Below are 22,090 nucleotides of genomic sequence, written 5' to 3'. Positions count from 1 at the left end.
CTACACCGGTATCCGCACGCTCGCGCGTAATCCGCCCATCGGGCTGTCGCCGAGCGTGATGTCGCCGCCATGAGAGCGGGCGATGTCGCGGGCGATCGCGAGTCCCAGGCCCGTGCCACCTTCGTCCTGGTTGCGGGCATTGTCGAGCCGCAGGAACGGCTTGAACACTTCCTCGCGCAGATGCGTGGGAATGCCGGGGCCGTCGTCGTCCACCGTGACAGTCAGATAGCGATGATCGCGCTGGCCGGAGATGGCGATGGCCTTGCCGTAGCGCGCGGCATTAGTGACGAGGTTGGCGAGGCAACGCTTGAAGGAGGCCGGCTTCACCGTCACCACCGGCAGGCCGCTGAATGTCACGGTTGCGGTGTGGCCGTGGCGTTCGGCGTCGCCGCGTAACTCCTCGAGCGCCTGCGCCATGTCGGTCGGCTGCGATTGTTCGCCGGAATCGCCGCGGGCGAACGCAAGGTAATCCTCCAGCATCATCGACATCTCGTCGACATCCTTGCGCATGCCCTCGAGCTCCGGATTGTCGCCGATCAGCGCCAGCTCGAGCTTGAAGCGGGTGAGAATGGTGCGCAGGTCGTGGCTGACGCCGGCGAGCATCGCGGTGCGCTGCTCCATCGCGCGTTCGATGCGCGACTTCATCTCGAGGAAGGCGCCCGCGGCCCGCCTTACTTCGCGCGCGCCGCGCGGTCTGAAGTTCGGTGCTTCGCGGCCCTTGCCGAAACTTTCGGCGGCGTCCGCAAGCCGCAGGATCGGCTTGATCTGGTTGCGCAGGAACAGCACCGAGACGATCAGCAGGATCGAGGACGTGCCGACCATCCAGAACAGGAATATCTCCGAGTTCGAGGCATAGGCGGCGCTGCGCTGCGCGAACACGCGCATCACGGCATCGTCGAGCTGGATGCGGATCTCGACAAGGTTGGAGCGGCCGACGGTGTCGATCCAGAACGAGCGCCCGATCTGGCGGCCGAGCTGCACCGACAGCGTCTGGTCGAGCAGCGAGAAGAACGGCTTTGGTCCCGGCGGCGGCATGTCACCGGCGGGCAGGAAGTCGACCACCAGGCCGAGGCGCTGCTGCGCGATGCGGCGAATCTGGTCGCGGTCCTTGTCCTGCGGGTAGCCCTTGTAGACGTCGATCAGCGCGGCGATGTCCTGCACCACCGCCGCCGACAGCCGGCGCGTCACCGTGTTCCAGTGCCGCTCCATGAACACGAAGGCGACGACCGATTGCAGGATCACCATCGGCACGATCATGATGAGCAGTGCGCGCGCATAGAGGCCGGTCGGCATCCAGCCCTTGAACGCGTTGCCCATCCAGCCATTGACGGCGGAGACGCGGCCGGCGGCGCTCTTGAGCAGCGTCAGGCCGGTATCGATCGTGCTCATCGGTTGCGCTTCACAGCTTCTACGGCGAGGCCACCAGCCGGTAACCGATGCCCCGCACGGCCTGCAGGAACAGCGGATTGGCGGGATCGGTCTCGATCTTGCGCCTGAGGCGGTTGATCTGCACGTCGACGGCGCGCTCGTTGACGCTGCCGTTGCCGGTCAGTGCGCTGCGCGGCACGGTCTCGCCCGGCGTCTCCGAGAGAATGCGCAGCATCTCACGCTCGCGGTCGGTGAGATGGATGACCTCTTCGCCCTGGCGCAATTCGCCGCGATCCAGATGATAGACGTAGGGACCGAATGCGATCTTTTCCACCGCCGCGGCCTGGATCGGCGGCGCCGCGCGCTTGAGGATGTTGTTGATGCGCAGCGCCAGCTCGCGCGGCTCGAACGGCTTTGCGACATAGTCGTCGGCGCCGATCTGAAGGCCCTCGATGCGGGCTTCGGCTTCATGCCGCGCCGTCAGCATCACGATCGGCACCGAGGAGGATGTGCGGATGAAGCGAGCGAGATCGAAGCCGGTCTCGCCGGGCATCATGACGTCGAGGATGAGCAGGTCGAAATGCAGCCCGAGCAGTTTCGCGCGGGCATCGCCGGCACTGGAGGCGGTGGTGACGCGATAGCCTTCGGCCGCGAGAAAGCGCGACAAGAGATCGCGGATGCGGCGATCATCGTCGACCAGCAGCAGATGCGGGGCGTCATCGGCCGGTTGCGCCGGCGGGCGGGCGAGCGTGGCAGCGAGCGGCACGGTCACTCCTTTGAGTCTTGATTGCTGGCGAAGATCGTCTCCAGCACCTTGTCCGGGTCGTCGCGGTCGATCATCGCACGCAGGAAGCGCTTGACGGTCTCGGCATCCTGCGGCGCCATCTCGGCGAGCGCCTTGGTGATGCGCGTGGTCTGGAGGCCGGCGAGCTTCTGCACCAGTGCCTCGCCCTTCGGTGTTGCATAGAGCAGGCGCTGGCGGCGGTCATTGTCGCCGGTCCTCTGCACGATATAGCCCTCGTCCAGGAGCTGCTTGAGCACCCGGCCGAGCGACTGTTTTGTGATGCGCAGGACGTCGAGCAGGTCGGCGACCTTCAGCCCGGGATAGCGATAGACGAAGTGCATGACCCGGTGATGGGCCCGGCCGAAGCCGAAAGCCTCCAGCTCCTGGTCGGGGTCGCCGACGAAATCGCGATAGGCGAAGAACAGCAGCTCAATGATATCCCAGCGCAAATTGCCTCCATCGCCTGCCGCCGGCCGCGGCTCGGCAGCGTCTTGAGAGGGAGTCGCGAAATTTATGTCAGGCATATTGACGTATCTTGGGTTCAATGTTACAAAACGATCAGCCCGCACGAAATTTTAGATCGCTTCGCGTCGGGTGGCATTCGAAGAGCGGCCGGAGTTAGCCGGACAGGCAGCGACGGCCGGATCAGATCTACCGTGCGATTGTCGAGCGGCATTTCGGCAAAACATACTGGACTTCCGCCTTCCGCAAAAGCATGTCCTCGAAGACATGCTGGTCACGGAAACCGGCCGTAACAAGGCTGGCGGCGGTCCGGCCAGAAACCACATCAAGCCAGCCGGGCCCGAACGGGGCAGGCGGGCGCCAGAACAGCGCCGCTACCGGCAGCGGGAGGCAAGGACATGAGCATGAAATTCGACATCCAGCCCGCATCCAATCCGACGTCCGAGAAGGACCGGGTCGCCAAGCTGGTGGACCCCGGTTTCGGGCGCGTCTTCACTGATCACATGGCTGTGGTCCGCTACAACCAGGCCAAGGGTGGCTGGTACGAGGCGAAGGTCGAGGCGCGCGCCAATTTCCAGATCGATCCGGCCGGCGCGGTCCTGCACTACGCCCAGGAAATTTTCGAAGGTCTGAAGGCCTACAAGCGCGACGACGGCGGCGTGAACCTGTTCCGGCCCGACGCCAATGCCCGCCGCTTCAAGGACTCCGCCGATCGCATGGCGATGGCACAGATCCCCGAAGACGTCTTCATCGAGGCGGTCGAGCAGGTCGTGCGCATCGACCGCGCCTGGATGCCCGGCGGGGAGGGCAGCCTCTATCTGCGCCCCTTCATGATCGCGAGCGAGACCTTCCTTGGCGTCAAGCCGTCGTCCGAATACATCTTCTCGGTGATCGCTTCGCCTGTCGGCTCCTATTTCAAGGGCGGCCCCGCGCCGGTCTCGATCTGGGTCTCCGAGAATTACACGCGCGCCGCGGTCGGCGGCACCGGCGCCGTCAAGTGCGGCGGCAATTATGCAGCGAGCCTGCGTGCGCAGGCCGAGGCGATCCAGCACGGTTGCGATCAGGTCGTCTTCCTCGACGCGGTCGAACGCCGCTACGTCGAGGAGCTCGGCGGCATGAACGTGTTCTTCGTGTTCGATGACGGCTCGCTCTCGACGCCGCCGCTCGGCACCATCCTGCCCGGCATCACCCGCGATTCCATCATCGCGCTGGCCAAGGACGCCGGAAAGACCGTGCGCGAGGAACCCTATTCGCTCGACCAGTGGCGCAAGGATGCAGCCTCGGGCCGGCTGAAAGAAGCGTTCGCCTGCGGCACCGCGGCCGTGATCTCGCCGATCGGCAAGGTGCGCTCGGTCAGCGGCGATTTCGAGATCAGCGGCGGCGCTGCCGGTCCCGTGGCCATGGGCCTGCGCAAGCAGCTCGTCGATATCCAGTACGGCCGCACCAACGATCCGCACAACTGGATCCGCAAGGTGATTTGAGGTCTTCTCCCTCTCCCCGCCTGCGGGGAGAGGGCAAGACCAGTTGCCGCGTCGTGCGTCGGCTGGTAAACGCGCGCATGGCCGAAAAACCCAAAAAACCGCAGAAACTGAAGGCGCGGCTGCCGCGCGGGCTAGAGGATCGCGATCCCGCCGCGATCCGGGCGACGCGCGAGATGGTCGAGAAGATCCGCGCCGTCTACGAGCTCTACGGGTTCGAGCCGGTGGAGACGCCGGCGATGGAATACACCGACGCGCTCGGCAAATTCCTGCCCGACCAGGATCGTCCGAACGAAGGCGTGTTCTCGTTCCAGGACGACGACGAGCAATGGATCAGCTTGCGCTACGATCTGACCGCGCCGCTGGCGCGCTATGTGGGCGAGCGCTACGGCACCGACGGTCTGGTCCTGCCCTACCGCAGCTACCGTGTCGGCTACGTCTTCCGCAACGAGAAGCCCGGCCCCGGCCGCTTCCGCCAGTTCATGCAGTTCGATGCCGATACGGTGGGTTCGGCGACGCCGGCGGCCGATGCCGAGATCTGCATGATGGCAGCCGACACGATGGAAGCACTCGGCGTTGCGCGCGGCCAGTACGTGGTGAAGGTGAACAACCGCAAGGTGCTCGATGGCGTTCTGGAAGCGATCGGGCTCGCAGGCGAGGAGAATGCGGCACGCAGGCTGACCGTGCTGCGCGCGATCGACAAGCTCGACAAGTTTTCCGCCGACGAAGTGCGCAAATTGCTCGGTCCCGGACGATGGGACGGCGGCGAAGAAGGCAAGGGCGACTTCACGAAGGGTGCCAACCTCAGCGCGGCCGAGGCTGACGTCGTTCTCGCCATCACCAAGCCGCGCGAGGATTGGAAAGAAGCCATTGCCGCGGCGGAAACCTACCTCGCCAGGAGCGAAGTCGGTCAGGCCGGCGTGAGCGAGCTGGAAGAGATCGCCAAGCTGGTGGCGGCGTCGGGTTACGGAGCCGACCGCATCAAGATCGATCCGTCCGTCGTGCGTGGCCTCGAGTATTACACTGGCCCCGTCTACGAGGTTGAACTGTTGCTCGACACCAAGGACGAGAAGGGCCGTCCCGTGCGCTTCGGCTCGGTCGGCGGCGGTGGTCGCTATGACGGTCTGGTCTCGCGCTTCCGCGGTGAGCCGGTGCCGGCGACCGGTTTCTCGATCGGCGTGTCGCGGCTTCAGGCCGCGCTGACGTTGCTCGGCAAGCTCGACACGCGGCCCGAGATCGGCCCTGTCGTCGTCACCGTGTTCGATCGCGACCGCGTCGCCGACTACCAGAAGATGGTGGCGTCCTTGCGCAGCGCCGGCATCCGCGCCGAGCTCTATCTCGGCAATCCCAAGAACATGGGCAATCAGCTCAAATATGCCGACCGGCGCAACAGCCCTTGCGTGATCATCCAGGGCTCGGATGAAAAGGCGCGTGGCGAACTCCAGATCAAGGATCTCGTCGAGGGCGCCAAGGCCGCCGCCGCGATCGCCTCCAACCAGGAATGGCGCGAGACGCGTCCGGCGCAGTTCTCGTGCAGCGAGGCCGATCTCGTCACGAAGGTGCGCGAGGTCCTGGCGCGCCATGACGTAAAGTGGGGATAGGCATTCGCAGGTGTCGTCATGCCCGGGCTTGTCCCGGGCATCCACGTCTTGTTTGATAGCGAGGACCGTGGATGGCCGGGACAAGCCCGGCCATGACGGAGAGAGAAGAGGGAGCGAACGAAATGCCTGAGATCACCGTCAGCATGGCCGAAGGCCGCACCGACGAGCAGAAGGCCGGCATGATGCGCGACATCACCCAGGCGCTGGTGAAGAATCTCGGCGTCGACGCCGATGCCGTCGTCATCCAGATCAACGAAGCCCCGCTCCGCCACAAGATGAAGGGCGGCAAGACGTTTGTTGAGCGCGCGGCGGCCGCGAAGAAGTAGGCGGCGCTGTAGCTGCGAACACAACTGTCGTCCTGGCGAAAGCCAGGACCCATTACCCCAGGAAACAGTTGTTGTGGCCGGTCGTGGTTTGACGCCACGCCAACGATAGGCAGTCGGGGTCATGGGTCCTGGATCGGCGCTCCGCTTCGCTGCTCTTGTCCAGGACGACGAGGTACAGCACCATGGATGCACGCGACTTCATCAAGGTCGGCATGAGCGCCGAGCGCATGCTGGTGGTGCCGGCCGAGCGCACGGTCGGGCATTTCGTGCCGGGCATGCCGATGGTCTATGCGACCCCGATGATGATCCTGGAAATGGAGATGACGTCGGGCGACGCGATCCGCGCGGCACTTCAGCCAGGCTGGGTCACCGTCGGCACCGAGGTCGACATCCGCCATCTTGCGGCCGCGCTTGTCGGCGCGACGGTGCGGACCACTGCGAAAGTGATTGCCGTCGAGCGCCGCGTCATCCGCTTCGAGGTCGAGGCATTCGAGGGCGCGCGCAAGCTCGGCGAAGGCCGCCACGCGCGCGGACTCGTGAATGTCGAGACGTTCAACAAGCGGTTGGGCGCGTAGCCGTTACTTCGCCAATTCCTTCGACCGCTTCGTCGCCGCCGCAATCGCGCGGATCATGAGATCGCGCAGGCCGGGCTCGCCCATCAGCACGCCGAGTGCTGCGGCGGTGGTGCCGCCGGGCGAGGTGACGTTCTGGCGCAAGGTGCCGGAGGCAAGATCCGACTGGTGCAGCAGCTCACCAGAGCCTGCGACCGTCTCGCGTGCGAGCTTCGTTGCGAGTGCTTCGGGCAAGCCTGCTTCAACACCAGCGCGGGCGAGCTCTTCGGCGAGCAGGAACACATAGGCAGGTCCCGAGCCCGACACGGCAGTAACCGCATCCATCAGGCTTTCATCTTCGACCCATTCGACCGATCCGGTGGCGCGCAGCAGCGCATCGGCCACCGCGCGCTGTGCGACGCTGACGTTCGTCGCAGCGACCGCTACCGTGATGCCGCGCCCGATCGCAGCCGGCGTATTCGGCATCGCGCGCACCACCGCGCCGCCGCAGACCTCCTCGAGCGATGCGATCGTCGTTCCCGCCATGATCGAGACGACGGAGGTTTTCTCCGAGACGAACGACTTCAGCTTGGCGCCGGCTTCGCGGAACATCTGGGGCTTGACCGCGACGACCATCGTCTCGACGGTGCCCGCTGCCTTCACATCGGGATTGAGCGCGACGCCTTTGGCAGCCAGCGCGGTGATCTCAGGCGAGATCTGCGGATCGACCACCGCCACACGGCGCGGATCGAGTCCGCCGGCCAGCCACCCGGTCAGCATCGCGCCGCCCATCTTGCCGGCGCCAGCGAGCAGGATGGTACCGGTGATGTTTTGGAGAGTGTTGTTAGCCACTATGGTCACCACAAATTCAGCCGTCGTCCCGGCGAAGGCCGGGACCCATAACCACAGGCCGTTCTAGTGGATCGAGAGCAGAGCAACAAGCCGCGTGCCACAAGCGAAATCACGCGGTATGGGTCCCGGCCTGCGCCGGGACGACGATGGGTGAAAGTTGCGGACACCTCATCGTCTCGAGGAGGCGAGCCTTACGCCTCGCCCACCGTATCAAACATCGCAGCGTCCATCGCCTGCGCGGTGGTCTTGCCCGCCCACACCACGAACTGGAACGCCGGGAAGTAGCGCTCGCAGGCATGGATTGCGCCGGCGAGCATGGCTTCGCATTGCGCGGTCGAGGCGGTCAGCCCACCCGGCAGCACCAGGGCCTGGCGATGCATGATCATGCCGGTGTTGGTCCAGAGGTCGAAGTGCCCGACCCACAATTGCTCGTTGACTGCCGCAACCAATCGCTGCACTTCGCCGCGACGTGCGACCGGAATCTTCATGTCGAACGCGCAAGCCAGATGCAGCGCCTCGATCTCACCCATCCAGGTGAACGAGATCTGGTAGTCGGTCCACTGTCCCTTCGAGACAATGGTCAGTTCGTCTTCGCCGGAGCGTTCGAACGGCCAGTTGTTGCTGGCAGCGATATCCTCGACCACCGCGAGCGGATGGCTTTTGGAATCGATAGCGCCTTCGAGCAGGGACATTCCGTCTCGACCTCTTGCCTTCTTGTTGTCGTTGATACGCACGCGGTCGGCCCGGCACGCTGCCTTAAATGTCGCTGGTGCGATCCCCTCGGATCAGCGCGGGCCTGTCGCGGATCAACTGATGTGATTTGCGGAATCTGCGCAACTGGGTCCCGAGTCCGTCCACAAGCCATGACTCGTTCGTCCACAGCTCATCTCGGCCACAATTGTTAACGAATGAGAACAAACCAGAGTCGGATTCCCAATATCGGCCAATCGTTAATTCCGCGGCGCGAGGGCCGCACCGCTCCAGCAGCATGGGACCATGCGGCTTTTTGCTGCGGAACACGCTTGCTGCGGCCCCCGACCGGCGTCATATTTCAGCCAGGTCGTTCAATCCCGAGCGGCCGATGTTCTCAGGGCGGGGTGAAAGTCCCCACCGGCGGTAAGGGTCGAAAGACCTAAGCCCGCGAGCGCCTTCCTCGAGGCTTTTACCAAGGGGAAGGGTCAGCAGATTCGGTGCAACTCCGAAGCCGACGGTTAAAGTCCGGATGAAAGAGAACGGTCGGTGGCAGACGCATCGCAAGATGCGGCTGTTTGTCGTTCCGTGTGCCCTGATTCTGGTCCTTTGAAGGAAAGCCATGAATCAGATGCTGCAAGATCCCCAAGCCCAAACTTCCCAAGTCGCCAATCCGCCGGTTCCACCGGCGACCGAGCATCCGCGCTTCGCCAAGCCGCAGCGGGTGGCGTTCGTGCAGGCCTGCTGGCATCGCGACGTGGTCGAGGAAGCCCGCATCGCTTTCATCAAGGAGGCCGAGGCGCGCCATCTCACCCATGTCGACGTGTTCGAGGTGCCGGGCTCGTTCGAGATCCCGCTGCACGCGCAGGTCCTCGCCAAGACGCGGCGCTACACCGCGATCGTCGCGGCCGGCCTTGTCGTTGACGGTGGCATCTATCGCCACGAGTTCGTTGCCGACACCGTGATCAAGGCGCTGATGGACGTGCAGCTGCGCACCGAGGTGCCGGTGTTCTCCGCCGTGCTGACGCCGCAGCAATTCCACGAGACCGAGGTGCACTACGATTTCTTCCGCAGGCACTTCACGATCAAGGGCATCGAGGTTGCGGCAGCCTGTGCAGAGACGTTGCACGGTCTGGAGCGCCTGCGCGGTCAGGTCGCGGCTGGTATCGTGTGAGCCGCCCCTTCACACGCCGCTGATTGTCAATCCCGCCGCCGTCCCTATAAAGTCGGCGGCGGGAGGAGGCCGGACCGTGGAGACGGGCGGCCGACAAGATCATGTTCGAAGGACACGATCCCTATCTCGTCGCGCTCTCCATGGCGATCGCGAGCCTGGGTGGCTATACCGGCTTTGCGCTTGCTGCTCGCATCCGCAATACGCCCGGCGTCAGCAACCGCGTTCTGCTCGCGGGCGCGGCTGCGTTTCTGGCCGTCGGCATCTGGACCATGCATTTCGTCGGCATGCTGGCTGCGCCGCTGCCGCCTGATACGGTCTATCTCGTTCTCCCTACCATCATCTCGTTTCTGATTTGCGCGCTGGTGGTCGGCATCTCGCTGTTCTTTGTCTCGATCGGTGAGCCCACGTTGCGGCGTGTGGCATCGTCAGCGGTTTTGCTCGGCGTCGGCATCGTCAGCATGCATTATGTCGGCATTCACGGGCTGGCCGGCCCGTTCGGGATCGTGCATGACCCGTCGATGGTGCTGCTGTCGGTCGTGGTTGCAATCGTCACGGCCTATGGCGGCCTGCGCGCGTTCCTGGCGCAGCAGGAAGGCGTTCGGTTGATTGTCAGCTCGATTGTGTTCGGCGTCGCGGTGTCCGGCATGCACTACACCGCGATGCTCGGCATGCATTTCGAGCCGCTGGCGGGCGCGGCGCATCATCACCCCAGCGGCGGTCTCGCCGCGTCGCAACAAATCCTGTCCATCATCGTGGCGGTGCTGTGCTTCGTGATTGCAGCCGGCTTTCTCCTGTCGCTGGTCCCCGATCAACGCCGCCAGGCCTCGGTCGCCATGATCGCTGATCCCGTTGCTCCGGCAATTTCTCCGGCTGCTGTTGAGCCGGTTGCCGCATCCGCCGCGCCTCTGCGGCCTATGTCACCGCTCGGCGGCCTCGGCCAGCCGCCGCGCGCGCCCGTTCCCCGGTTGCCGGTCGAAGGTGCCGATGGCACGCACTTCATCGAGACGGCGAATGTCCGCAGCGTCCGTGCCGATGCGCACTACACGAGGGTCCATGACGGTACCCGCGAGCGCATGTGCCCATGGTCGATTTCGGAGGCTGAGGCTCAGCTCGACCCCTCGTTATTCCTGCGGGTGCATCGCAGCCATATCGTCGCGATCCCTCATGTCGCCCTCGTCCGCAAAGAGGGCGACGGCGCCGTGCTCGAACTCGACGGTCCATCACCGCACCGGGTGCCGGTGAGCCGGGCCAAGATCGCCGAGGTGAAGGCGCGGCTGGGGCTGGCGAACCGTCGGCAGCAGGCGTAGCGCCGCCATACGTCGCCGCCCCTGACGCAATTCGTGCGTCTCCACCCGCAATTCGTGCAAAAAGCCCGCCTTTGTGCCCGAATGATTGCGGGCCGCCCCGCCGGGAGTGACCGTCGCCTCCAACGTCCGCGCCGTCACGCGCCAAGGACGATTGTGGGAGGAGACGATGATCCCGGGATCATTCAGCTATCACCGGCCGGCGAGTGTCGCCGATGCCGTCAAACTTTTATCCGACCTCGGCGAGGATGCACGGCCACTGGCCGGCGGGCACAGCCTGGTGCCGATGATGAAGCTTCGGCTCGCCACCCCCGCCCATCTCATCGATCTGCACGGCATCGCCGCCCTCAAGGGTATCAGCCGAGACGGCAACAATCTCGTCATCGGGGCGATGACGACGCAACACGAGTTGCTGGCCTCCGACGAGGTCGCCAAGGCGATGCCGATCCTGCACGAGGCGGCGCTGCTGATCGCCGACCCGCAGGTGCGCTACCGCGGCACTATCGGCGGCAATGTCGCCAATGGCGATCCCGGCAACGACATGCCGGCGCTGATGATGACGCTGGGTGCGACCTATCGCCTCGAAGGTTCTGGTGGGGCCCGCGATGTCGCGGCCGCCGACTTCTATCAGGGCGCCTATTTCACCGCGCTCGAACCCGGCGAGATCATGACCTCCATTTCGGTTCCCGTGCCCGCAGCCGGCCACGGTTACGCCTACGAAAAACTCAAGCGCAAGGTCGGCGACTACGCCACCGCGGCCGCGGCCGTCGTCCTCACCATGTCCAGTGGCAAGGTCGCGACCTGCGCGATCGGTCTCACCAACGTCCACGAGACCCCGCTGCTTGCAGCCGACGCAGCCAAGGCGGTGATCGGGACCAGCCTCGATGCCGCCACGCTGAAGAAGGCGGCCATCGCTGCGGAAGCAATCATGGCGCCGGCCGCTGATGCGCGCGGCCCGGTCGAATACCGCAAGCATGTCGGCGGCATCATGGTGACGCGGGCGCTGCAGCGCGCAGCAAGCCGAGCGAAATAAGGGAGGGGACCGATGGCCAAAACACACGTCACCATGAAGGTGAACGGCGCCGAGGTCGAAGGCCTCGTCGAGCCGCGCACGCTGCTGGTGCATTTCATCCGCGAGAATCTGCAGATGACCGGCACCCATATCGGCTGCGAGACCACGCATTGCGGCGCCTGCACCGTCGATATCGACGGCATGTCGGTGAAATCCTGCACCATGTTCGCGGTCCAGGCGCAAGGCAGCGACATCACCACGGTCGAAGGCATGGCCAATGCCGACGGTACGCTGTCTGCGCTGCAGGAAGGCTTCCGCATGATGCACGGCCTGCAATGCGGCTTCTGCACGCCCGGCATGATTGTCCGTGCGCATCGGCTGCTGAAGGAAAATCCTTCGCCAAGCGAGCCGGAAATCCGGATGGGCATCTCCGGCAACATCTGCCGCTGCACCGGCTACCAGAACATCGTTCGAGCGATTCAATATGCCGCCGCCAAGATCAACGGCGTGGAATTCCAGGAGGCCGCAGAATGAATGACCTCACTCCCACGCGGGAACAACGCGAAGCCGCGCTCGAAGGCATGGGCTGCAAGCGCAAGCGCGTCGAGGACATCCGCTTCACGCAAGGAAAGGGCAATTACGTCGACGACGTCAAGCTGCCGGGCATGTTGCATGGCGACTTCGTCCGCTCGCCGCATCCCCACGCGCGCGTCAAGAAGATCGACGACAGCGAGGCGCTGAAGGTGCCCGGCGTGCTTGCGGTCATTACCGCGGAGACGCTCAAGACCGTCAACCTCGCCTGGATGCCGACGCTCGCCGGCGACGTGCAGATGGTGTTGGCCGACGGCAAGGTGCTGTTCCAGAACCAGGAAGTCGCCTTCGTCGTCGCCACCGACCGCTATGCGGCCGATGACGGTATCAACAAGGTAATTGTCGAATACGAACCGCTGCCGCCGCTGGTCGATCCCTTCAAGTCGATGGACAAGGATGCCCCGGTGCTGCGCGAGGACCTCGTCGGCAAGACATCAGGCGCGCATGGGCCGCGCAAGCACGACAACCACATCTTCGAGTGGACCGTCGGCGACAAGGAACTGACCGACGCGGCCTTCAACAAGGCCGAGGTCAAGATCAAGGAAATGATCTCCTACCATCGCACCCATCCGTCGCCGCTGGAGACCTGCCAGTGCGTCTGCTCCTTCGACAAGATCAAGGGCGAGCTGACGATCTACGGCACCTTCCAGGCCCCGCATGTGATCCGCACCGTGGTGGCGCTGATCGCAAAGCTGCCGGAGCAGAAGATCCACGTCATCGCGCCCGATATCGGTGGCGGCTTCGGCAACAAGGTCGGCGCCTATCCCGGCTATATCTGCGCGGCCGTCGCCTCCATCGTCACTGGCAAACCGGTGAAATGGGTCGAGGATCGCATCGAGAACCTGACCGCGACTTCGTTCGCGCGCGATTATCACATGACCACCGAGATCGCGGCGACCAGGGATGGCAAGGTCACGGGGCTTCGTGTCCACGTGCTCGCCGATCACGGCGCGTTCGACGCCTGCGCCGACCCGTCGAAATGGCCGGCCGGCTTCTTCAACATCGTCACGGGATCCTACGACTTCCCGACCGCGCATCTGGCGGTGGATGGCGTCTACACCAACAAGGCGCCCGGCGGCGTCGCCTACCGTTGCTCGTTCCGCGTCACCGAGGCCGCCTACTGCATCGAGCGCGCCATGGATATCCTGGCGCAGAAGCTCAAGATGGATCCCGCTGAGCTCCGGCTGAAGAACTTCATCAAGCCGGAGCAGTTCCCGTATCACTCGGCGCTGGGCTGGGAATACGATTCCGGCGATTACCACACTGCCATGCGCAAGATGATGGAGACGACGGGTTACGCCGCGCTCCGCAAGGAGCAGGCGGAGAAGCGCGAGGCGTTCAAGCGCGGCGAGACCCGCGAGGTCATGGGGCTCGGCATCTCCTTCTTCACCGAGATCGTCGGCGCCGGGCCTTCGAAGAATTGCGACATCCTGGGGATAGCAATGTTCGATTCCTGCGAGATCCGGATGCATCCGACCGGTGCGGGCATCGCGCGCATGGGCACCAAGAGCCAGGGCCAGGGTCACGAGACCACCTGGGCCCAGATCATCGCGACCGAGATCGGCATTCCCGCCGACAACATCATGGTGGAGGAGGGCAACACCGATACCGCGCCTTACGGGCTCGGCACCTACGGATCGCGCTCGACGCCGGTGGCGGGCGCCGCAATCGCGATGGCTGCGCGAAAGATCAAGGCCAAGGCGCAGATGATCGCGGCCTACAGGCTCGAGGTCCACGAGGACGACCTTGAGTTCGACATCGACGGCTTCCGGGTGAAGGGTCTGCCGGAAAAATTCATGTCGATGAAGGATATCTGCTGGGCGGCCTATAATTCCGTGCCGCCGGGCATGGAACCGGGGCTGGAGGCGGTCAGCTATTACGATCCGCCCAACATGACCTATCCGTTCGGCGCCTACCTCTGCGTGATGGACATTGACGTCGATACCGGCGTGTACAAGGTCCGGCGCTTCTATGCGCTCGACGATTGCGGCACACGCATCAACCCGATGATCATCGAGGGCCAGGTGCATGGTGGCCTCACCGAAGCCTTCGCCATCGCGATGGGGCAGGAGATCCGCTACGACGAGGTCGGCAACGTCGTCACCGGCTCGTTCATGGATTTCTTCATGCCGACTGCGGTCGAGACGCCGCATTGGGAGACCGACTTCACCGTCACTCCGTCGCCGCATCACCCGATCGGCGCCAAGGGCGTCGGCGAGAGCCCGAATGTCGGCGGCGTGCCGGCCTTCTCCAACGCCGTCAACGACGCCTTCTCGTTCCTGGGGTCTACGCACATCCAGATGCCGCATGATTTCTGGCGCAACTGGAAGGCGGCCAAGGATCTGGGGGCGGTGGCGTAAACTGGCCGTCATTGCGAGCGAAGCGAAGCAATCCAGAATCCCACCACGCACGCGGTCTGGATTGTTTCGTCGCTTCGCTTCTCGCAATGACGAGGAGAGAATGGACGTATGAAAAATCGTGACGAGATCGCGCAAGCCTTGGCTGCATCAGGCTACATCGCCGATGCGGATCTCGCGACCGCGATCGCGCTGATGCAGATGTTGCGGCGTCCGCTGCTGCTCGAGGGCGAGGCGGGCGTCGGCAAGACGGAGGTGGCAAAGGCGCTGGCGACAGCGCATGCGACCGAGCTGATCCGGCTGCAATGTTATGAAGGGCTCGATCAGTCCTCCGCGCTCTACGAGTGGAACTATCAGCGCCAGTTGCTGGCCATTCAGGCTCACCGTGGTAGCGACAGCATCGAGGACCAGGTCTTCTCTGAAAAATACTTGCTGGAGCGCCCGTTGCTCGCGGCGATCCGCCGGTCGCAGGCGCCGGTGCTGCTGATCGACGAGATCGACCGCGCCGACGACGAGTTCGAAGCGTTCCTGCTGGAACTGCTGTCCGACTTCCAGGTCTCGATCCCCGAGCTCGGCACCATTCCGGCCGTCACCATCCCGCATGTGGTGCTGACGTCGAACGGCACCCGCGAGCTTTCCGACGCGTTGCGCCGGCGCTGCCTCTATCATTACGTCGACTATCCCGACGTTGACCGCGAAACGCGTATCATCATGGCGCGCGTCACCGGCGCGAGCCCGTCGCTGTCGCTCCAGATCGCGCGCATGGTTGAAGGCGTGCGCAAGGAGGAGTTGCGCAAGGTGCCGGGCGTGGCGGAAACGCTGGATTGGGCCGCGGCTCTGGTCGGCCTTGACGTCAGCAATCTCCACGATGCGCCCGAGACCGTGCATGAGACGCTCATCTGTCTGCTGAAGACCCACGAGGACCGCGCTCGCGTCACGCCTGAAGTGACGCAGCGCCTGCTGGGGAAGGTCGCATGAGCTGCTGCGGCTCCAGCCCGGGTTATGACGACCTCAACGAGGTCTCTCGCCTCGTCTCCGTGCGGCTTGCCGCCTTCCTGCGCACGCTGCGCGATGCCGGCTTTCGCGTTGGGCTCGCCGAAGGGCAGGACGCGGCGACGCTGATGGCATCGGGCTATGCGGCACGGCCCGGCTTGTTGCGTGGGGCGTTCAAGCATCTGTTCTCGGCGCGCAAATCGGACTGGGATAAGTTCGACGGGCTGTTCGATGCGTTCTGGCTGGGCAAGCGCGTGCGCTCGCGCTCCCGCACGATTGGCTCGGCGCCCGGCGCCAGCAATCCGTCGCTGAAGAGCCTGCAGGACAAGACCGCAGAGCAGGGTGGCAACCAATCCGTGACCGACCAGCTTCCGTCCTCTGACGACGCGCCGGAAGGCCACTCCGGTGAGGGCCGCATGGAAGGCGCCTCGCGGGCGGACAATTTTGCGGAGGTCGATTTCCGAAAGCTGAGCGATCCCGACCAGATCGCGCAGGCGCATGAAGCCGCAGCCCAACTCGCAAGGGCGATGCGCACGCGGCTGACGCGACGGGATCTTGCGCGCCGACGTGGCTATCGGCTTGATCTAAGGCGAACTATCCACCGCAATATCAGCCATGGCGGGGTGCCGATCAGCCTCGTTAAGCGCCAGCGCAAGGACAAGCCGTTGCGACTGGTCGTGCTGCTCGATGCCTCGGGCTCGATGAGCATGTACACATCCGTGTTCCTGCGCTTCATCCACGGCGTGCTCGACCAGTTTCGCGAGGCCGAGGCATTCCTGTTTCACACCCGTCTCGCCCACGTCTCCGACGCGATGAAGGAGAGGGATGCCGGTCGCGCACTCGATCGGCTCTCGATCATGGCGCAGGGCGCCGGCGGCGGTACGAAGATCGGCGAGAGCCTGCAGACCTTCAACCGCTGGCACGCGGCGCGCGTCATCCATTCGCGCAGCTGCGTGATGATCGTCTCCGACGGCTACGAGACCGGCGATGCAGCGTTGCTGGACCGCGAGATGGCCGCCCTGCACCGGCGGTGCCGACGTATCGTATGGCTCAATCCGATGATGGCGTGGGAGGGCTACAAGCCCGAAGCACGTGGCATCAAAGCGGCGCTGCCGCATGTCGATCTCTATGCGCCCGCCAATTCGCTGCAAAGCCTGCGCGCGCTCGAACCTTATCTGGCGAAGCTCTGAGGGATGTTGCGATGACCGCTCATGTCGAGGTGCTGGATCTCATGGCGCAGATGAAGGCCGCCGAGCGCGCCTTCGTCCTCGCGACGGTGGTGCGTACGGTGTCGGTGACCGCGGCGAAGGCTGGCGCCAAGGCGATCATCGCGGCCGACGGCACCATCGTCGCGGGTTGGATCGGCGGCGGCTGCGCCAAGGGCGCGGTGCTCAAAGCGGCACGCGAGGCGCTTGCCGACGGCGAGCCGCGCATGGTCTCCGTGCAGCCGGAGAACCTGCTCGCCGAGCTCGGCGTCAGTGCGGGCGAGAGCCGCGACGGCATCCGCTTCGCCAGCAACATGTGCCCGAGCAAGGGCACCATGGATATTTTCGTCGAGCCGGTGCTGCCGCATCCCTCGCTGGTCATCCTCGGTGCAAGCCCGGTCGCGCTGTCGCTCGCGGCGCAGGCGCGCGTGCTCGGCTACCACGTCACGCTCGCCGCGCCTTCCACCGATCTCACGGCGCAGCCGGATGCCGATGCGATCATCGACGGCTATGAGCTCGGCGAGCTCAACGAGGCCAAACGTTTCGTCGTGGTGTCGACGCAGGGCAAGGGCGACGAAGCCGCCTTGCGAACGGCGGTCGCAACCAAAGCCTGTTATCACGCCTTCGTCGGCAGCCGCCGCAAGATGGCCACGCTCCGCGCCAAGCTGATCGGAGAAGGCGCCAACGCCGCCGCGATCGATGATTTCAAGGCCCCGGCCGGGCTCGATCTCGGCGCCATCACGCCGGAGGAGATCGCGATGTCGATCCTCGCCGAGATCACCAGGGAACGACGGCGCGGCCAGCGCGCTGCCAATCAGTCAGCAAGCAGAGAGTGAGACATCGATCATGCAGATGAACGACAGCCAGCGCATTCCCGCGTCACGCGAGCAGGTGTGGGCGGCGCTGAACGATCCCGCTGTGCTGAAGCAGTGCATCCCCGGCTGTCAATCGCTCGACGTGACCGCGCCGAACGAGATGACGGCCACGGTCGTCTTCAAGGTCGGTCCGGTGAAGGCGACATTCAGTGGCAGGGTAACCTTGTCGGATCTCGATCCGCCCAACTCCTATCGCATCTCGGGCGAAGGTTCTGGCGGCGTCGCCGGCTTCGCCAAGGGCGGAGCGGTCGTGCGGCTGGAATCCGAAAGCACCGACGTCACGGTGCTGCACTACGAGGTCGATGCCCAGATCGGCGGCAAGCTCGCCCAGCTCGGCGCGCGCCTGATCAACTCGACTGCGACCAAGCTTGCGGGTGAGTTCTTCAAGTCGTTTGCGGAGGTGGTGAGCGCAAAGGCCGAGGCAGGCTAGCTCACCCCAGCGACACACCCGCTTTCGCCCGGCTGATACCGAGCGTCAGGATGCGATGGAGCAGATCCCCGTATTTCAGGCCGTCGTGCTGGGCCGCCGTGGCGAACTCCTGGCTCTTGGCGATTTCCGGATTGGGGTTGGCCTCGATGAAATACGGCGTGCCGTCGGCGGCGAGGCGGAAGTCGATGCGCGCGTAGCCGTCGAGGCCAAGCGCCCGGTAGATGCGCTTTGCGGCCCGCTGGATCCGCGCGGTCACTTCGGGCGCGAGGTCCTTCGCCGGCCCGTCGACGATGCCGACCTTTTCCTGATAGTCGGTGTCGTGCTTGGCTTTTTCCGTGGCGATGTGGCGTGACGTGCGTCCGCCCATGCTGCCGAATTTCAATTCCCAGACCGGCAACACGCGCAGCCGGTTGTTGCCGAGCACGCCGACATAGAGCTCGCGGCCCTCGATGAACTGCTCGGCGATGGCGGCGGTCTCGACCCGTTCGTGGATGAAGGCGACGCGTTCCGCGAGCTTCTCGTCGGTGTCGACGATCGAGGCCTGCGAGATGCCGAACGAGCCGTCCATGTTGAGGGCTTTGACGATCAGCGGCAGCGCAAGGCGCGTCGGCCGTTTCACCTTGCGGCGCATCGGGAAGACGGCGAAGGCCGGCGCCGCGATCCTGCGATGATGCACCAGCGTCTTGGACAGATCCTTGCCGCGCGCCAGGATCAGGCCGCGCGGATTGCACCCGGTATAGGGCACCTTCATCAGCTCGAGATAGCTCGCGATGTGCTGGTCGTAGGCGACGTTGTTGTGGAATTCCTCCAGCAGCGTGAACACCACGTGCGGCTTGAATTCCTCGATTGCTTCGCGGACCGGTCTGATTTCCTCCTGCGCGCCGAGCGGGCGGACCTCATGGCCGGCCGCGCGCAAGGTGCTGACGACGTCGTATTCCGTTTTCCAGTTGTTGATCTCCTGCGCCGTGTATCCGTCGGACGAGTCCGGCGGCAGGAAGTCCGGATGCATCAGCACGAGAATACGGAGTCGTCTCATAGCGCGATCCATTTGCGCCGAGACGGGCCAAACAGCGCGTGCATCGTCTTGGCGGTCACGAGGACGGTGAAATCGAGAACGAGCTTCTGTTCGGGACCCACTGCGCGCAGGTCGAGCTCGCGGCAGCGGGAAATCATGTCGTCGAGCACGGCATCGAGCGTGAGCTGGTTCTCGCCCGTCCACCGCGCGACCAGTTGCCTGATCTGGGCACGATGCCGCCTGATCAGGCTCGAAGCGGGTTTGGAGCGATAATGCCGTGGATCGGCGGAAAACAGCCGCGAGAGGTCACGGTCGTAGGTCTTCGGCGGCGTGAAGGCGTAGAATGCCTGCTTCTTCTTGTAGTGGTCTTCGAGTGTCTGGCTGAGCTTGCTCAATGGATCGACGCGCTCGCGCGTCGTGATCACGGGTCGCTTTCCCGCGATCTCGCCCATCAGCTCGTCGACATATTCGAGCTTCTTCAGCGCCGGCCAGCCGGCATATCGCGTGCGCCAATTGGAGCGCGGCCGCAGCCACACCGCAAAGGTCTCGGCAAAATCCTCGTCCGGGTGGCTCTGCGCGTACCAGAGCCGGAGATGCTGGACATAACGCCGGCTGGCCGGGTTGGGCCGGTAGTAGCGCGGATAGTGTTTCGACGACGGACCGAACAGCTGCTGCCAGCGCCGGCGGCGCTGCAGCTGGTAGCCGTGCTGGATGGCATGGCCGGCTTCATGACGGAGGATGGCCATGCACTCGCGCCAGGTGCCGCCCTCGACGTCGAACATCATCTTCTTCTCGAGCTTCATCAGGCGGGGATGGGCGAGATAGAAGGGGATGGCGATGCCGGGCACATCTCCCGGACTGAACCACTCGCTCGAGATCCATGTGTGCGGCCGCAGCCGGATGCCGCGCTCTTCCAACTCCTCGTGGAGCGTGGCGACGCAGTCCTCGAGCCAGGTGCCTTCGACCGTAACCTTCAGGCTGGAGAGGCGCTGCTCGAGCAACTCGTCGTCCGACAGCTTTTCCCAGGCAAATTTCCGGCGCGGCATCGGGTATCCAGGCGGTGACTCGGAACCCGGATGATGTCATGGGCAGCGGCAGGCAACAACCCGTGGGGGCAGTAGCCCAGGGCGCCGAGGCCGTAGGGTGGGCAAAGCCAAGCGTCCCCACCAAAAAGAAAAGGTGGGCACGGCGCGTCACGCCTTGCCCACCCTACGGCACTACGAAGTCTGGCGTTTAGTCGAACAGGCTCGAGACCGACTCTTCCGCCGCGGTTCGTGCGATTGCGTCCGAGATCAGGCTGGCGATCGGCAGCGTGCGGATGTTCGGTGCCTTGGTCACCGCTTCGGTCGGCAGAATCGAGTCGGTGATGACGAGCTCTTTCAGCTTCGAGCCGGCGATACGGGCTGCCGCGCCGCCGGAGAGCACGCCGTGGGTGATGTAGGCGTAGACGTCCTTGGCGCCCTTGGCGATCAGCGCGTCGGCCGCGTTCACCAGCGTGCCGCCGGAGTCCACGATGTCGTCGATCAGGATGCAGGTGTAGCCGGCGACGTCGCCGATCACGTTCATGACTTCGGACTCGCCCGCCCGTTCGCGGCGCTTGTCGACGATCGCGAGCGGGGTGTTGATGCGCTTGGCAAGGCCACGTGCACGGGCCACGCCGCCGACGTCTGGCGAGATCACCATCGTCTTGGAGAGATCGAACTTTTCCTTGATGTCGCGCACCATCAGCGGCGCTGCGTAGAGGTTGTCGGTCGGGATATCGAAGAAGCCCTGGATCTGACCGGCATGCAGGTCGAGCGTCATGACGCGGTCGACGCCGGCCTGCGTGATCAGATTGGCGACGAGCTTGGCCGAGATCGGCGTGCGCGAGCCCGATTTGCGGTCCTGCCGGGCGTAGCCGAAATAGGGCAGCACCGCGGTGATGCGGCGCGCCGAGGAGCGGCGCAGCGCGTCGGTGATGATCAGCAACTCCATCAGATGGTCGTTTGCCGGGAACGAGGTCGACTGGATGACGAAGGCATCCGAGCCGCGGACGTTCTCCTGGATCTCGACGAAGATCTCCATGTCGGCGAAGCGCCGCACCACCGCCTTGGTCAGCGGCAGGTCGAGGCCCTGCGCGATGGCCTGGGCGAGAGCCGGATTGGAGTTGCCGGCGACGAGCTTGATGGAGCCGTTCTTGGCCGACATGGACGCTTCCTCCCGCGCTTTGCTGGATACGACGTTCAACATCAGAAAATACCCACTGACAGCACGGTTACGACGGGCGAGGAAATATCAGGCCGAAGGCTGCAATGGCAACCCGGGATGCTACGTTTTCCCTCTGAAAATCCTGAGTCGGGCCAACGGCTTGGCAGCTAACTGGGACCGTGGTTTAGCGGCGGTTATCGCTCGGCATAGCCGAGTGCCGTGGCCGGCATCTCAGCCACTGGGGCCTCCGGCGTCACGCTCGCCACTGCGGGCCCGCGCAGGCCCGGAACCGAGCCGGGGGTGTCCGGCGTTCCGTTGATCATATTGGAAAGTCCGCTGAATCCGGCCTGGGCGATCTTCCGCAGCACCAGATCGTCGGCGGCTTGCCAGGGGTCGCGGGTCGCGTCCCGGCCGCCCTTGGCGGCAGTGGGTTCCTCACCGGACAGGCGCAGCGCCCGCTGCTGGTTGGCGTCGTAGACGTCCCAGACCCAGGCGATCACGGTCTTGCCGCGCACGACCTGGGCGGAGAGGTAGCTGCGCACGCGGTAGGCCGCCGTGCCCTCGCGGGAGACGATCGAAAGGCTGCGCAGCTTGGACTCGCTGTCGAGCACGCCGACCATGCGGTCGAACACCTGCGGCGGCGGTCCGTCGATGGACTCGAAGGCGACCGTCGCCCCGGAGCCGGCGCTCGGCGCCGCCATCGCATAGGAATTGGCGGGCGCGTTGCCACCGGCGCAGCCGGCCAGCACGGTCGCAGCTGCCAGCAGCGCGACCGCCAGCACGGGCGAGCCCGCACGGCGCAGAAAAGATGACGCTTCCCTCATTGAGGGCAGCG

At 64.8% G+C, this 22,090-nt stretch carries 22 protein-coding genes and 1 riboswitch; of the genes, 13 read left to right on the top strand and 9 right to left on the bottom strand.

The features are described from left to right. The 3 genes from JQ631_RS14270 to JQ631_RS14260 are packed head-to-tail and all read right to left on the bottom strand — an operon-like array spanning position 1 to position 2,676. Positions 1-1,389, bottom strand: coding sequence for an ATP-binding protein (locus JQ631_RS14270; RefSeq protein ID WP_212327033.1), 1,389 nt, complete (start codon positions 1,387-1,389; stop codon positions 1-3). A 19-nt stretch (positions 1,390-1,408) separates the two neighbouring features. Beyond that, entirely contained in the window at positions 1,409-2,140 is a 732-nt protein-coding gene (locus JQ631_RS14265; protein ID WP_212327032.1) for a response regulator, read from the bottom strand. Continuing rightward, the gene (locus JQ631_RS14260) at positions 2,137-2,676 is read right to left on the bottom strand and encodes a MarR family winged helix-turn-helix transcriptional regulator (RefSeq protein ID WP_212327031.1); all 540 of its coding nucleotides are present in this window, start codon (positions 2,674-2,676) and stop codon (positions 2,137-2,139) included. The genes JQ631_RS14265 and JQ631_RS14260 overlap by 4 nt, the downstream gene beginning before the upstream one ends. A gap of 336 nt (positions 2,677-3,012) precedes the next feature. Here JQ631_RS14260 and JQ631_RS14255 point away from each other — a divergent pair, with 336 nt between their 5' ends. The 4 genes from JQ631_RS14255 to JQ631_RS14240 all read left to right on the top strand — a co-directional run bounded on the left by JQ631_RS14255 (position 3,013) and on the right by JQ631_RS14240 (position 6,594). Next, complete coding sequence (locus JQ631_RS14255; protein ID WP_212327030.1) at positions 3,013-4,095, top strand: branched-chain amino acid aminotransferase; 1,083 nt, start codon at positions 3,013-3,015, stop codon at positions 4,093-4,095. A 77-nt stretch (positions 4,096-4,172) separates the two neighbouring features. Then, positions 4,173-5,693 carry a histidine--tRNA ligase gene (gene hisS / locus JQ631_RS14250; RefSeq protein ID WP_212327028.1) on the top strand — a complete coding sequence of 507 codons (1,521 nt, stop codon included), beginning with the start codon at positions 4,173-4,175 and terminating at the stop codon, positions 5,691-5,693. Positions 5,694-5,815: 122 nt separating this feature from the next. After that, entirely contained in the window at positions 5,816-6,019 is a 204-nt protein-coding gene (locus tag JQ631_RS14245) for a tautomerase family protein (protein WP_008144861.1), read from the top strand. 182 nt (positions 6,020-6,201) lie between these two features. Further along, entirely contained in the window at positions 6,202-6,594 is a 393-nt protein-coding gene (locus JQ631_RS14240; RefSeq protein WP_212327026.1) for a thioesterase family protein, read from the top strand. 3 nt (positions 6,595-6,597) lie between these two features. Here JQ631_RS14240 and proC read toward each other — a convergent pair whose 3' ends face one another. Next, positions 6,598-7,422, bottom strand: a complete 825-nt coding sequence (gene proC / locus JQ631_RS14235; protein WP_212327024.1) for a pyrroline-5-carboxylate reductase — start codon at positions 7,420-7,422, stop codon at positions 6,598-6,600. A gap of 191 nt (positions 7,423-7,613) precedes the next feature. Further along, entirely contained in the window at positions 7,614-8,114 is a 501-nt protein-coding gene (locus tag JQ631_RS14230) for a type III secretion system chaperone family protein (protein ID WP_212327023.1), read from the bottom strand. Positions 8,115-8,501: 387 nt separating this feature from the next. Next, positions 8,502-8,660, top strand: a riboswitch (FMN riboswitch). Positions 8,661-8,734: 74 nt separating this feature from the next. Between JQ631_RS14230 and JQ631_RS14225 the strand changes: the two genes are divergently transcribed. From JQ631_RS14225 to JQ631_RS14185, 9 genes are all read left to right on the top strand, one after another. Beyond that, complete coding sequence (locus JQ631_RS14225; protein WP_212327022.1) at positions 8,735-9,286, top strand: 6,7-dimethyl-8-ribityllumazine synthase; 552 nt, start codon at positions 8,735-8,737, stop codon at positions 9,284-9,286. A gap of 101 nt (positions 9,287-9,387) precedes the next feature. Next, the gene (locus tag JQ631_RS14220; protein WP_212327021.1) at positions 9,388-10,593 is read left to right on the top strand and encodes an MHYT domain-containing protein; all 1,206 of its coding nucleotides are present in this window, start codon (positions 9,388-9,390) and stop codon (positions 10,591-10,593) included. A gap of 166 nt (positions 10,594-10,759) precedes the next feature. Continuing rightward, complete coding sequence (locus tag JQ631_RS14215; RefSeq protein WP_212327020.1) at positions 10,760-11,623, top strand: FAD binding domain-containing protein; 864 nt, start codon at positions 10,760-10,762, stop codon at positions 11,621-11,623. Positions 11,624-11,635: 12 nt separating this feature from the next. After that, positions 11,636-12,136, top strand: a complete 501-nt coding sequence (locus tag JQ631_RS14210) for a (2Fe-2S)-binding protein (protein ID WP_212327019.1) — start codon at positions 11,636-11,638, stop codon at positions 12,134-12,136. After that, positions 12,133-14,553 (top strand): aerobic carbon-monoxide dehydrogenase large subunit, encoded by a 2,421-nt coding sequence (locus tag JQ631_RS14205; RefSeq protein ID WP_212327017.1) that lies wholly within the window; start codon positions 12,133-12,135, stop codon positions 14,551-14,553. The genes JQ631_RS14210 and JQ631_RS14205 overlap by 4 nt, the downstream gene beginning before the upstream one ends. A gap of 108 nt (positions 14,554-14,661) precedes the next feature. Further along, positions 14,662-15,528, top strand: a complete 867-nt coding sequence (locus JQ631_RS14200) for an AAA family ATPase (protein WP_212327015.1) — start codon at positions 14,662-14,664, stop codon at positions 15,526-15,528. After that, on the top strand, positions 15,525-16,733 hold the full coding sequence (locus JQ631_RS14195) for a vWA domain-containing protein (RefSeq protein ID WP_212327013.1): 1,209 nt from the start codon (positions 15,525-15,527) through the stop codon (positions 16,731-16,733). Before JQ631_RS14200 ends, JQ631_RS14195 begins: the two co-directional genes overlap by 4 nt. Positions 16,734-16,744: 11 nt before the next feature. Continuing rightward, positions 16,745-17,584: an XdhC family protein gene (locus JQ631_RS14190; RefSeq protein WP_212327012.1), complete on the top strand. Its 840-nt coding sequence runs from the start codon at positions 16,745-16,747 to the stop codon at positions 17,582-17,584. A 10-nt stretch (positions 17,585-17,594) separates the two neighbouring features. After that, the gene (locus tag JQ631_RS14185; protein WP_212327011.1) at positions 17,595-18,053 is read left to right on the top strand and encodes an SRPBCC family protein; all 459 of its coding nucleotides are present in this window, start codon (positions 17,595-17,597) and stop codon (positions 18,051-18,053) included. Position 18,054: 1 nt separating this feature from the next. Here the strand turns inward: JQ631_RS14185 and JQ631_RS14180 are convergent, their stop codons facing one another. The 4 genes from JQ631_RS14180 to JQ631_RS14165 all read right to left on the bottom strand — a co-directional run bounded on the left by JQ631_RS14180 (position 18,055) and on the right by JQ631_RS14165 (position 22,079). Then, positions 18,055-19,089 carry a D-alanine--D-alanine ligase family protein gene (locus tag JQ631_RS14180; protein WP_212327010.1) on the bottom strand — a complete coding sequence of 345 codons (1,035 nt, stop codon included), beginning with the start codon at positions 19,087-19,089 and terminating at the stop codon, positions 18,055-18,057. Then, complete coding sequence (locus JQ631_RS14175; RefSeq protein WP_212327009.1) at positions 19,086-20,114, bottom strand: putative zinc-binding metallopeptidase; 1,029 nt, start codon at positions 20,112-20,114, stop codon at positions 19,086-19,088. The genes JQ631_RS14180 and JQ631_RS14175 overlap by 4 nt, the downstream gene beginning before the upstream one ends. A gap of 187 nt (positions 20,115-20,301) precedes the next feature. After that, entirely contained in the window at positions 20,302-21,255 is a 954-nt protein-coding gene (locus JQ631_RS14170; RefSeq protein WP_212327008.1) for a ribose-phosphate pyrophosphokinase, read from the bottom strand. Between the two features lie 194 nt (positions 21,256-21,449). Next, positions 21,450-22,079: a hypothetical protein gene (locus tag JQ631_RS14165; RefSeq protein ID WP_212327007.1), complete on the bottom strand. Its 630-nt coding sequence runs from the start codon at positions 22,077-22,079 to the stop codon at positions 21,450-21,452. Positions 22,080-22,090 lie beyond the last annotated feature (11 nt).

It is taken from the genome of Bradyrhizobium manausense (assembly GCF_018131105.1).
Taxonomy (GTDB): Bacteria; Pseudomonadota; Alphaproteobacteria; order Rhizobiales; family Xanthobacteraceae; genus Bradyrhizobium; species Bradyrhizobium manausense_B.
Note: the sequence above shows the minus strand (reverse complement) of the source record. Positions and strands in the feature narration are given on the sequence as shown.